We start from the raw sequence: 12,824 nt of genomic DNA on the forward strand, positions 1-12,824 counted from the left end.
GACATCGTCGTCGGCGCCGGGTTGGGCACACTGATCATTTTACATGGATGTCCTAGTATCCCGCCGTGCCTCTTCCGGAGCCCGGACGCTCCGCCTCAGATCCCCAGCACGAGTTCGGCGAGGCGCGTGAGCCGGGCGGCGGCTGCCAGGTCGCGCTCGGGCAGCAGCGGCGCCTGGTCGGCGACGACGTTGAGTCCCGCGTGCACCAGGACGGTCGCCTCCCGGCCGCCCAGCTCGGGCCGCACGGACTGCAGGAGCGCGACCCAGTCTGCGATGTGCGCGCGCTGCAGCGAGCGCAGGCGCCGCCGGTCCTCCGCCGGCAGGTTGCCGAGCTCGGAGAAGTACACGCGCATGAGGGCCAGGTTCGCGAAGGTGTGCGCCACATACCCGGCACACAGACGCCGCAGCGCCTCCTCGGCGGACGGGGATGACTCGCGGGCCTGCAGCGCCGCCCGGTCCAGTGCGACCGCCGCACGCTCGCAGGCGGCCAGCAGCAGGGCGGACTTGCCTTCGAAGTGGCGGTACACGCCGGAGGGGGTCAGGCCGACTTCGTCGGCGAGGTCCTCGATGGTCACCTCGTTGTACCCGCGCGCCGCGAAGAGCCGGATGGCGGAATCGATGAGCTGTCCCCGTCGGCCTGGCTCCGGGGCCGGCGATACCGCGTCGGCGACGCGCTCCGGCTCTGGTACCGAGGCCGGCGCCGGTGCCGCCTCGTCGTCGAGGGCGCGCCACGCGGCATCCTTCAACAGCACCCGCAGAGTGCGTGCCGCGACCACGGTGTGATGCGCGGTGATGCTGGCGATCGCGCTCAGCGCCGCCAGCACCGTCAGTCGGCGCTCCGCCTCGGCGACGTCCGGCCGGTAGACGCGATGCGCGCGCTCGAAACGCTCCCGGAGCTCTCGGAACTCCGCGGTCAGAAGTTCACGGTCGGGCTTGGCGAGGTAGCGCCCCTCCCAACGGTAGATCCCACCGGTCGCGCGCAGATCGATCGTCGTGTCGATGACGGCATCCAGCAGCGCGTCGAGCGTGGCGCGCGCATCCGAGACGGACTCCATCGGTGCGGCGTGGAGGTCATCGGTCGCCTCGATGAGGCGGTGGGCGAGCATGAACGCCGTGCGCACGAACAGTGCGTACTTGTTCGGGAAGTGCCGATACAGCGCGGGGGCGGAGATCCCGACGGCCGCCGCGATGTCCTGCATCCCGACGGCGTGATACCCGTGCTCCGCGAAGGCGAGGGCGGCAGCCTCCTCGATGCGCCGCTTCCGGTCCCGGGGGCGCGCACGGATCGGTTCGCCGGCCACCGTCATGCCGACAGCCTACCCGCCGCACACCGGCCGTCGATGCGTGAACCGGAGTTCACTTCCACCCGGCCCGGATGTGAATATTGGTTAACAAAAGTCGTGACATGACGGCGACGCACTGCCATATTGCTGATCAGCCCCGGAGGCCGCAGAGTCGCGGCATCCTTACGAAGACGTACGAAGGGACTGCCCGATGTCCGACCCGACCGTGATCCCCGCCGCCGTCCGCCGCAACCACTGGATGAACCGGGTCGCGACGCACGCCGAGATGAAGCCCGACGCCCCGGTGTTCCGCTTCCTCGGCGAGACGACCACCTGGAAGCAGACGAGCGACAGGATGGAGGCGTTCGCCGCCGCGCTCGCCCGCCGCGGCGTCGGGTTCGGCGACCGGGTGCTGCTGCTGACGCTCAACCGTCCCGAGGTCGTCATCTCGGTGTTCGGCATCAACCGGCTCGGCGCGATCGCGGTGCCCATCAACGTCCGTCTGACACCGCCGGAGATCGCCTACATCGTCGACGACGCGGACGCCGACATCCTCATCGTGGAGGCTCCCCTCGCCCCCCTCGTCGGCGCCGTCGCGCAGGCGACCGACCGCATCCGGCGGGTCATCGTGATCGGCGACGCCGGCGAAGGCCAGGAGTCGTGGGCCGACCTCGTCGCGGAGGACCCCGGCGACTTCCAGGCCCCGGACGTCCCGGAGGACACCACCTGCCTCATCATGTACACCTCCGGCACGACCGGTCGCCCCAAGGGGGCGATGCTCGACCACGGCAACCTCTTCGCGCAGGCGCTCACGCTGCTGCGGGTCAACGAGACCTTCGACGAGAGCGACGTCGCGTTCATGACGGCGCCGCTGTTCCACATCGCCGGCCTCGGGTCGATCTCACCCAACTTCGTCATCGGCATCCCGACCGTCATCCATCCGCTCGGCGCGTTCAACGCGGGCGAGCTGCTCGACGCCTGGGAGCGGGAGCGGGCCACGATCGTCTTCAACGTCCCCCAGCAGTGGCAGGTGATCTGCGCCGATCCGTCGATCCCGGCGCGTGACCTGCATCTGCGCATCATCAGCTGGGGTGCGGCGCCCGCCTCCGACACGCTGCTGCACACGATGGCCGACCGCTTCCCGCACGCGATGAACGTGGCGGTCTTCGGCCAGACCGAGATGTCGCCGATCACGTGCGCGCTGCGCGGGGAGGACTCGCTGCGCAAGCTCGGCTCGGTCGGCAAGCCCATCCCGACCCTCCAGTACCGCGTCGTGGACGACGACATGACCGACGTCGAGCCGGGCCAGGTGGGCGAGATCCTGTGCCGCGGGCCGAACATGATGAGCGGGTACTGGCGCAAGCCCGAGGAGACCGCGGAGGCGTTCCAGGGCGGCTGGTTCCACTCCGGCGACCTCGTCCGCCAGGACGAGGAGGGCTTCGTGTGGGTCGTGGACCGCAAGAAGGACATGATCATCTCCGGTGGCGAGAACGTGTACTGCGCGGAGGTCGAGAACGTCCTCGCCGGGCACCCGAAGGTCCTCGAGGCGGCGATCTACGGCCGGGCGGACGAGCGCTGGGGCGAGGTCCAGGTGGCGGCCGTGGCACTGCGCCCCGAGCAGGAGCTGACGATCGAAGAGCTGCAGGAGTGGCTGAGCGACAAGCTCGCCCGCTTCAAGCAGCCCAAGGCGCTCGTCGTCCTCCCCGCGCTGCCCCGCAACGCCGCCGGCAAGGTCAACAAGGTCGCCCTGCGCGCCGCGGACCGCGAACTCTCGCCGGCGTAGCGGCATGGTCTCCGCTGTGGCCGCGCTCGTCCGGGAGCGCGGCGGACCCGTCGCGCTCGCGGACGTCACGCTGCGCGCCCCCGGCGAGGGTGAACTGCTCGTGCGCATCATGGCATCCGGCGTCTGCCCGACTGACCTGTTCGGCCGACACCCTGCTCGTCATCGGCGCGGGGACGACCGGGCTTGCCGCGGTGATGGCGGCGCGGCACCGCGGCGTCGCCGACATCGTCGTCTCCGACCCGTCTGCCGAGCGGCGCGCCCTCGCCCTTCGGCTCGGCGCGACCCGCGCGATCGCCCCCGAAGACGCGGGCGGCATCGTCGCCTCGCGCGCCCTCGACACGGTCGGCGCGCAGGGCACGATCGACGCGGCCCTGTCGAGTCTCGCGCCGCGGGGCGTCTGCGCGACCGTCGCACTGCGTCCCGGGTCGAATCGCGTGACCGTCTCGCAGTCGCAGCTGCTGTGGGGGCGCACGCTCACCGGCGTCAGCGAGGGCGACGCCGACATCCGGCGCGACATCCCGCTGCTCGTCGCCCTGTGGCGCATCGGGCGGCTTCCGGTGGAGCGCCTCCTGACGCCGTACCCGTTCGCGGAGGTCTCCGCCGCGGTCGCCGACGCCCGCGCCGGACGGACGATCAAGCCGGTCCTGGTGATGTCCGACGAACCCGTTGCGCCGGAGGCCGCCACGACCAGGCACCTCCGGGACGCCCGCGAATCCGACCTGCCCGCCCTGTGGCGCTCGCTGCCGGCCGTGGCGCCCGGCGAGCTCCGCGGACTGTGGCACGGCCGGGGCCTCTCGACGGCGCATCGCGCGCACCGCCTCCTCGAGCGCAGCGGCTGGTTCGGCAAGCTCTTCCGCTCCGATGACGACGTCGCGCCGCTGGTGTGCACCGGGCCGTCCGGTGACCTCTTCATCGACGAGCGGCTGGCCCGGGGCGGCGCACGCCTGCTGACCGCGGGCCACGACGGCATCGTCACGGCCGCCATGGCGTACGACGGCCAGCCCCTCATCGACCACTTCACCTGCCTCTCCCCCACGGAGGTGCTGGGCGTCATGACCGGCCGGGATGCCGCCGACGGCGACCGGCTCTACTACCTCGTCCTCGAGAAGGTCGCCGATCGCCCCGTCGAGACCGGCTGAGCCGGCACCGACGAGGTGGCCCCACCCGCGTCAGCGGATGAGGAGCGGGACCGGCGCGAGGCTGCTCGCGTCGCGGTATCCGGGGCCGCCCGTGAACGACGTGCGGAGGAAGTGCAGGCCACGACTCAGCTGCGGGAGCGTGACGGAGACACGACCCTTGTCGGATGCCGTCAGCTCCGCCGTCGCGACCACCGTCGATCCGTCCCTGACCGTCACCGTGCCGACCGGCGCGCTGCCGTCCGCGGCGTGCACCACGCCGACGACCTTCACCGTGGCGCCGTGCTTCGCGACGAGCCGGTCCGGCCCCGCCGCGATGCTCGTCTTGACCGGCGCCTGGTCGACGAGCACCGCGACCGTCCGGGCCGGGACCGTCACGGTGCCGGTGCCGGCGTCCCACGTCGTCGCCCTGACGACAGGATCGGCGCCCTCCGCCTGCGCGGCGGTGAGGGCGAAGTCGCGCCCGGCGAGATCGGCGACGGTCTGCGTCGTCGGCTCGGGCGAGGCGTTGAACACGACGAGCGCGCCGTCGAGGTCACGATCGGCGTCGGGCCCAACGAGGTCGTCGATCTGCATGACGATGACGCCCGGGGTCTGCTGCGCACCGCTGCCCGGGAACGTGACCTTCTGCTCGATGAGCGCCGCCGAGCCCAGCCGCAGCAGATCGATGTCGGAGCGCGCGCGGAGGAGATCCAGCGCGGCGGCCTCCGCCGCCGCCATGGCCGCGGCATCCGGCTTCAGATCGGGGTTCTCCAGCAGCGGCCGCATGATCGGCCACTTCTCCTCGTTGTCCGCCGCCCGCGGCAGACCCGAGCCGAAGGTCGATTCCTGCCCCGTCCAGTCGATCCGGTTGAACCAGTCGCCCGAGTTGTAGCTGTTGCGGTCGAGCGACTTCGAACGCAGCAGCTCGGTGCCGGCGTGCCAGAACGACGGCGTCTGCGACAGTGTCACCGTCGCGAGCGACAGCGTGTTCATCCGTACCCGCTCGGCCATCGTGGTGTCGGTCGGGAGCTTGAGCACCGACAGGTCGAACAGCGTCTCGTTGTCGTGCGCGTCGACGTAGTTGATGACCTCGTCGGGTTCGTCGGCGTATCCGGCCTGCTGTCCGTTGTAATCCAGCTCCGACCCGAGCGTCACCGCACCGGTGTGGTCGATCAGGCGGTAGTCGCGGAGGTTGCCGGCGAGGCCGAGCTTCACGAGATCCATCTGGTGACCGAGGTCGGCGAGCGCCTGCTCCGTGGTCCCGTTGATCGGGTCGCCGTTGGGGTCGGTACCCAGTCCCGTGCCGAAGCCCTGCCGGAACGTGGACCCGGAGTCGACCGGGCTGCCGCCGTGCACGGCGTCGCGCAGGCGGTCGTTGAAGGTCCCGATGCCGGTCCCGCCGAGCTGCCCCTGCGTAGCCTGCTCGAACAGCGCGTTGTCGGCGACCTCGCCGAAGTTCCACCCCTCGCCGTACAGGTAGATCTTCGATCCGTCGACGCCGTCGCGCTTCAGGGTGAGTTCGTCGAGCGCGTCGCGCACCGCGAGCATGTTGGCCTTGGAGTGGTGGCCCATGAGGTCGAAGCGGAAGCCGTCGACCTTGTAGTCCCGCGCCCACGTGACGACCGAGTCGACCATGAGCTTCTCGGCGAGCTCATGCTCGGTCGCGACGTTCTGGCAGCAGGTCGAGGTCTGCACCGCGCCGGCCGCGTTCAGCCGGTGGTAGTAGCCGGGCACGACCCGGTCGAGCACCGACTTCTCACCCTGACCGGACTGCGCCGTGTGGTTGAACACCTGGTCGAGGACGACCTGCAGACCCATGCCGTGCAACGCCCCGACCATGGAGCGGAACTCGCCGACGCGGGCCCCGCCGTCCGGGTCGACGGCGTACGAGCCCTCCGGCACGGTGAAGTGGAACGGGTCGTAGCCCCAGTTGAAGCCGTCGGTGTCGGCGACGGCTTCGACGCACGCCTGCTGCTCGGTGGATGCCGGCCCGAACGACGCGAGATCGCAGTCCGGTGTCGCCTGCGCAGCGCGATCCTCCTCGATCGTGGCGATGTCGAACGACGGCAGCAGGTGCACGGTGTTCATGCCGGCGTCGGCGAGCTGCTTCAGCTGAGCGGTGCCGGCGCTCTTCCGGGTGAACGCGAGATAGGTGCCGCGCTCCTCGGCGGGCACGGTCTCGTCGGTGATGGAGAAGTCGCGGATGTGCAGCTCGTAGATCGTCCGGTCGACGGGATCGTCGATGACGGGGGCTTTCGCCTTGCGCCACTGCTTCGGCATCCACGTCTTGTCGTCGAGGTCGATCGCGACCGAGCGCACCGAGTTCTCCGTGAGCGCGAGGGAGTACGGATCGGTGACGGCGTTCGTCTCGATCGCGTCCGTCGACGGCGCGTAGACGACGACCTCCCACTGGTACTCGTCGCCCTTCAATCCGCTCTTGCCCGCGACGCTCCACGTGCCGGCGTCGGCGTCGAACGTCGCCTCGTGGCGCGCGGGGGTGCCGGTCGCACCGGCATCCCAGGTCAGCAGCGTCGCGGACTGCGCCGTGGGCGCCCACAGCCGGAACGTCGGCTTAGCCCCGCGGAAGGTGACGCCCAGGGCGTCGTCGGCCGCGGCGCCCGCGTAGAGGTCGTCGAGGACGCCCGGGATCTGCACGCCCGTGAACGCCGTGAGGGCCCCGGTGCCGTCCCGGCGCGCCACCCGCAGCTGGCCGCGGAGCAGCTCGGCGACGGCGGCACGGTCGACACCTTCGACGCGCAGGGCCGTGTAGTCGGCGAGTGCGGGGAACCTCTCGGCCTGCGCCTCGGTGAGGCCGCCGACGACCGGCGACAGGGACACGGGGTCGGTCCCCCCGACGACCTCGCCGTCCGCGACGTCGAGCGCGGCATCCGCGGAGGAGTACAGCTGCCACTGGCCCCCCGCGAACGCGCCGCCGAGCGTCGTGGGCCAGGCGATGGTGCCGGCGTCGATCCAGTGCGCACGCGCCTCGCCCGTGCCGGCGAGCGGCGGATCGGCCGCCTCGATCGTGAGCAGGTGCGTCGCGGAGTCATACGTGAAGACGACGAAGGATCCCTCGGTGGCGCTGAAGGAGATGTTGGTTCCGCCCGGCGCGCCGTCCTCGCCGTAGTTCTCGTCCCAGCTGAGGCCGTGCGCGACCTTGAGCTCGTAGGTGCCGGTGGGGATCTTGTTCGTGGCGAACTCGTACACGCCGTCCCGGTCCCCGTCGAGCATGAGGGTGCGGAGGCAATCCGGCGACCAGTCGGCGGCGCAGCCCAGCTCGCTCTGGTGCGACCCGGGCAGCGTCACGACGGGCCCCTCCGAGGAGGACTGCACGATCTTGGTGCGCGGGTCGAAGTAGAACGTGACGGGTCCGCCGGGATGCGTGAACGCGATGTTGGGGCCGTTCAGGGCGCCGTTCGCACCGTAGTTCTCGTCCCAGCTCTTCTCCGTCGCGACCTTGTACTCGTACGACCCGGCCGGCAGGTCGACGGTGAGCCGCCAGATCCCGTCCACGAGCTGCATCTGCGCCTGGTCGCAGTCCGGCGCCCAGTCGCCGGCGCAGCCCATCTCCGAGTTGAGGCTGCCCGGGATGCTGACGCTGCCGTACGGCGTCGGGTCGCCGGGGTCTTGGGGGTCCTCTTCGACGGCCAGCGTCACCCGGTTGCCGGCGGAGGCGTAGGTGGATGCCGCCGACCGCTGGCCGGCCGCGTCGGTGGAGACGGCCCGGTACTCGAGGAGGGTGCCGGTGTCGACCCGGACGTCATGGAAGACGCGCGGGTCGGTGTCCTCCGCGGTGCCGAGCGGGTGCCACTCGTCGGATCCGACGACGCGCCAGGCGAAGCTCGTCTCCCGCCAGGACTCGTCGGCCGTCGCGGCCACGGGCGTCGAGCCGGAGACGCCGGCCCCGGCGGCGGGGACCGTGATGGTCAGCGGGGCGGCGGATCCCGGCGCCGTGACCTCGCGGTCGGCTCGCAGCACGACGGACGAGAAGGCGGGGACCGTGACCGTGAGGGCGGCGGACGCGTCGGAGGACACCGGGGCGGCGTCGCCGTACACGGGCGTGTAGGTCGCACCGGAGGTCAGCGTCGTGAGCGCGGCGCCCGCGGCATCCGCCGTGTTGTTCACCGCGACGAGGTACTCGACGCGCTCGTCGCGGTCGACGCGGGAGAACGCGTAGATGCCGGGACCGTCGGCCGCGTACCGTTCGATCTGCGCGCCGTCCACGAGCGCCGGATGGTCGGCACGCAGCTGGGAGAGCGCGGCGACGTGCGAGTAGATCGGCGCCCCGACGTCGTAGCGGTCCACCGAGCCGGCCGTCTCGCCCGTGATGAGGGGCTGGTTCTGGTATTCGGGCACGTCGCTGGCGAAGAGGGTCTGCCGGGCGCTCTTGTCGTTTCCGGGGTCGGCGCCGGTGAAGCCCTGCTCGTCGCCGTAGTACACGACGGGCTGGCCGCGGCTGAGGAAGAGCAGGTCGTGCGCGAGGCGATCGCGCTGCTCGGCGTTGTCGCTGTTCTTGAGGAAGTAGCCGACGCGGCCCATGTCGTGGTTGCCGAGGAAGGTCGGGAGCGCGGTCGCCGAGGAGTCGGGGGTCGTGTAGCGGTCGTCGCCCGCGAACATGCTCTGGAGCGTCTTGGTCGCCGACCCGCCCTTGGCGTAGCTGACGGCGGAGGACTGGAACGCGAAGTCGAGGACGGAGTTCATGTCGGTGTCGCGCACGTAGGGGGCCAGGAGCGCGGGGTCGGCGTCGTACACCTCCCCGAACATGAAGAAGTCGTCCTTGCCCTGGGCGGCGGCGTAGGCGAGCACCTCCTCGCTCCACTGCTCCCAGAACTCGAAGTTCACATGCTTCGCGGTGTCGATGCGGAAGCCGTCGATGCCGAGGTCGATCCAGTCCGCGTACACGTCGACGAAGCCGGACACGACGTCGGGGTGCTCGGTCATGAGGTCGTCGAGGCCGGAGAAGTCGCCGTACGTCGTCGACTCGCCCGCATAGGTGGAGTCGCCGCGGTTGTGGTACAGCGTCACGTCGTTGAGCCACGCCGGGACCTTCACATCCTTCTCGGCGTCCGCGACGACCGGGGTGTAGGGGAAGGAGGTCGCGGGGTCGAGGTCGGGGAAGTCGCCGGTGCCGGCGTAGTCGGCGGGGTCGAACACGGTGCCCGCGGCGTCCCGGTAGGGCTCGGTCGCCTGGTCGATGTAGCCGTTCGTGCCCTCGGCGTAGGAGATGACGTCGGCGGTGTGGTTGGTGATGATGTCGAAGTACACGTCGATGCCGGCGGCGTGCGCCTCGTCGATGAAGGCCGCGAGGTCGGCGTTCGTGCCGAGGTGCGGGTCGATCTGCGTGAAGTCGGTGATCCAGTACCCGTGGTATCCGGCGCTGACGTCCGCGCCGGTGCCCTGCACGGGCTTGTTCTTGAAGCTCGGCGTCAGCCAGATCGCGGTCGTGCCGAGCCCCGCGATGTAGTCGAGCTGGGAGCGGAGGCCGGCGATGTCGCCGCCGTTGTAGAAACCGGTCGAGGTCGGGTCGAACCCGGTCGCGAGGCGGTCGCCGGAGAGCCCGCCGGTGTCGTTGGCGGTGTCGCCGTTGGCGAACCGGTCGGTCATGACGAAGTAGAACTGCTTGCCGTCGCCGGGCTGCCGCACGGGGTCCGCGACGAGCGCGTCGTCGGCGGCGGTGTAGCCGCCCGCGAGGGTCACGACCTCGAGGCCGACCCGGTGCTGCACGTCGTCGAAGAGGAAGCGGAGGGTGGCCGGACCGGCGATCGTCAGGGGGATGTTGTCGGCGCCGCCGTTGAGGCCGTACGCCTCGTCCCACGTGTCATCGACGGCGACCTTGTACTGCCAGGTACCCGCCGGAACCTCGAACTCGGCGGCGTAGAGACCCGGGGTGGCGGTGGGGACGAGCTCGGTCTGTGCGCACTCCGGCTGCCAGTCGGCGGAACAGCCGAGCTCGCTCTGCAGATCGCCCACGAGGGCGAAGGTCCGGTCGGCGGCCGCCGCCGGCGCGACGCCCGCAACCGCTCCGCCCAGGACGAGGGCGACACCCGCCAGGGCGGCGAGGATGCGGCGTCCGCGGCGGCGCTGCGAAGGTTCGGACGGGGCGGTCGTCGTGGACATGGAGCTCCCGAGTTCGATGCGGGCACCCCGATGTGCCCGGTACGAGGGTGACGCTACCCACCCGGCATCCGCACGCGCTTTCATCATGAGAGGACTCTCATGATGGGGCTGACCGGCGCGGTGTCAGAGGCGCTCGATGATGGTCGCGTTGGCCATGCCGCCGCCCTCGCACATCGTCTGCAGCCCGTAGCGGCCGCCGGTCGCTTCGAGGTAGGCCAGCATGGTCCCGAGGAGCCGCGTGCCGGAGGATCCGAGCGCGTGCCCGAGGGCGATCGCGCCGCCCCACGGGTTGAGTTTGGCGGCGTCCGCACCGAGTTCGGCAGCCCAGGCGAGCGGGACGGACGCGAAGGCCTCGTTGACCTCGTAGACGTCGAGGTCGTGGATCGTGAGGCTGCTGCGCTCGAGGATCCGGCGCGTCGCGGGGATGGGCCCCGTGAGCATCATGAGCGGGTCGTCGCCGGTGACGGCGAACGCGTGGAAACGGGCGCGCGGCGTGAGGCCGAGCTCCTGCGCCTTCTCCTCGCTCATGATGAGCACGGCGGATGCGCCGTCGGTCAGCGGCGACGAGTTGCCCGGGGTGATCTTCCAGTCGATCTCCGGGAACCGCGCGGCGAGCGCGTCGGTGCGGAACGAGGGAGACAGGGCGCCGAGCGCGGCCATCGTCGTGCCGGCGCGGACGGTCTCGTCCCTCTCGACCCCGCCGACCGGAAGGAGCACCTCGTCGAAGCGGGCCTCGGCGGCGGCCTCGGCGGCACGGCTGTGCGACTCGACGGCGTAGGCGTCCAGGTCCTGCCGGGTGAAACCCCAGCGCTGCGCGATGAGCTCGGCGGACACCCCTTGGTTCACCAGTCCCTCCGGGTACCGCGCGCGCAGCGCGGGCGAGACGGGCGAGCCGGCGACGGAGGCGGAGACGCCCAGCGGCACGCGGCTCATCGACTCGACCCCGCCGGCGATCACGATGTCGTACTGCCCCGCCATGACGCCCTGCGCCGCGAAGTGCGCGGCCTGCTGGCTCGACCCGCACTGCCGGTCGATCGTCGTCGCCGGAACCGTCTCGTCGAACCCCGCCGCCAGGACGGCGTGGCGCGCGATGTTCCCGCTCTGCTCGCCGACCTGGCTGACGCAGCCCCACAGCACGTCGTCCACGTCGCCCGGCCCGAGGCCGTTGCGCTCCCGCACGGCGCTGAGGATCGCGGCGGACAGGTCGACGGGATGGATGCCGCTGAGCGCCCCGCCCGGCTTGCCCCGGCCGGAGGGCGTGCGGACGGCGTCGACGATGACGGCGGTGCGGGTCATGGCATCCATTGTGCGCGCCCGCGCCCGCCGCCGGGTCAGTCGGCCGCTTCCTCCGGGCGCTCGGCGATCGCGATCGCCTCGGTGTCGGGCCGGTAGCCGTTGATGTGCCGCTCGTCCGGGCCGTCGTAGGCCGACAGCGGGCGGATGAGCGCGTTGGACGCCTGCTGCTCGAGGATGTGCGCCGTCCAGCCGGTGATCCGTGCCGCCACGAACAGCGGCGTGAAGGTGAGGGTGTCGAAGCCCATCAGGTTGTAGGCCGGCCCGGACGGGTAGTCCAAGTTCGGGTAGATGCCCTTCCGCCCCACGAACTCGGCCTCGAGCGTCGAGTACAGGTCGAGCACGTCAGGGCGGTCGTAGAAGTCGATGAGCGTGTCCAGCGCCGCCTTCATGGTGGGCACGCGGGAGTCGCCGCGCTTGTAGACGCGGTGCCCGAAGCCCATGATCTTGCGCTTGGACGCGAGCGCGTCGTCGAGCCAGGGCACGACGTTGTCGGCCGAGCCGATCTCGTCGAAGATGTGCAGCACGGCCTCGTTCGCCCCGCCGTGCAGGGGACCCTTGAGCGCGCCGATGGCGCCGACGACCGCGGAGTACAGGTCGCTGAGGGTCGACGTGATGACTCGGGCCGTGAACGTCGAGGCGTTGAAGGAGTGCTCGGCGTACAGGATCATCGAGCGGTTGAACGCGTCCACGACGACCGGGTCGGGCTCCTCGCCGAAGGTCATCCAGAGGAAGTTCGACGAGTAGTCGAGCTCTTCGCGGGGAGCGATGGGCTCGAGGTGCTGCCGGCGGCGCTGCCCGTACGCGACGATCGAGGGCAGCGCGGCGAACAGGTGGAGGCTGCGCGCCCGGTTCTCCTCGACCGTGCCGACGGCGTCGAGGACCGACCCCTTGCCGGCCAGGTCGATCGCGCCGATGGCGCTGACGGCCGTGCGCAGCTCGTCCATCGGGTGGCAGTCCAGCGGCAGCTGGTCGATCGCGGTCTTCACCTCGGGGGCGAGCGCGCGGTACTGCCGCCCCTCGGCGCGCTGCGCGGCGAGCTGCTCGTCGGTGGGCAGCTCCCCGTGCCAGAGCAGGTAGGCGACGGCGTCGAACGGCTGCGTCGCGGCCAGCTCTTGCACGGGGTACCCGCGGTAGAGCAGCGAGTTCGTGTCGGGATTGACCTTGCTGATCGCGGTGACGTCGGCGACGACCCCGGCCAGCCCCTTCTTGATGTCGGTGTCGGCCATG

At 71.1% G+C, this 12,824-nt stretch carries 6 protein-coding genes; 2 read left to right on the top strand and 4 right to left on the bottom strand.

Annotated features, from left to right (window positions below; all coding sequences use genetic code 11):
- Positions 1–95: 95 nt before the first annotated feature.
- Complete coding sequence (locus MSA03_RS04060; RefSeq protein WP_147049745.1) at positions 96–1,307, bottom strand: TetR/AcrR family transcriptional regulator; 1,212 nt, start codon at positions 1,305–1,307, stop codon at positions 96–98.
- Positions 1,308–1,494: 187 nt separating this feature from the next.
- Here MSA03_RS04060 and MSA03_RS04065 point away from each other — a divergent pair, with 187 nt between their 5' ends.
- Both MSA03_RS04065 and MSA03_RS04070 read left to right on the top strand, forming a co-directional pair.
- Entirely contained in the window at positions 1,495–3,066 is a 1,572-nt protein-coding gene (locus MSA03_RS04065) for a long-chain-fatty-acid--CoA ligase (RefSeq protein ID WP_147049746.1), read from the top strand.
- A gap of 89 nt (positions 3,067–3,155) precedes the next feature.
- Positions 3,156–4,205, top strand: a complete 1,050-nt coding sequence (locus MSA03_RS04070; protein ID WP_147049747.1) for a GXWXG domain-containing protein — start codon at positions 3,156–3,158, stop codon at positions 4,203–4,205.
- A 30-nt stretch (positions 4,206–4,235) separates the two neighbouring features.
- Here MSA03_RS04070 and pulA read toward each other — a convergent pair whose 3' ends face one another.
- The 3 genes from pulA to MSA03_RS04085 form a co-directional block, all read right to left on the bottom strand.
- Positions 4,236–10,301, bottom strand: coding sequence for a pullulanase-type alpha-1,6-glucosidase (gene pulA, locus MSA03_RS04075; protein ID WP_147049748.1), 6,066 nt, complete (start codon positions 10,299–10,301; stop codon positions 4,236–4,238).
- A gap of 123 nt (positions 10,302–10,424) precedes the next feature.
- A complete protein-coding gene (locus tag MSA03_RS04080; protein WP_147049749.1) occupies positions 10,425–11,597 on the bottom strand; it encodes a thiolase family protein in 1,173 nt (390 codons plus the stop codon).
- A 35-nt stretch (positions 11,598–11,632) separates the two neighbouring features.
- Positions 11,633–12,823: a bifunctional 2-methylcitrate synthase/citrate synthase gene (locus tag MSA03_RS04085; protein ID WP_147049750.1), complete on the bottom strand. Its 1,191-nt coding sequence runs from the start codon at positions 12,821–12,823 to the stop codon at positions 11,633–11,635.
- Position 12,824: the final 1 nt, after the last annotated feature.

This window comes from Microbacterium saccharophilum, from assembly GCF_007992455.1.
GTDB classification, from domain to species: domain Bacteria; phylum Actinomycetota; class Actinomycetes; order Actinomycetales; family Microbacteriaceae; genus Microbacterium; species Microbacterium saccharophilum.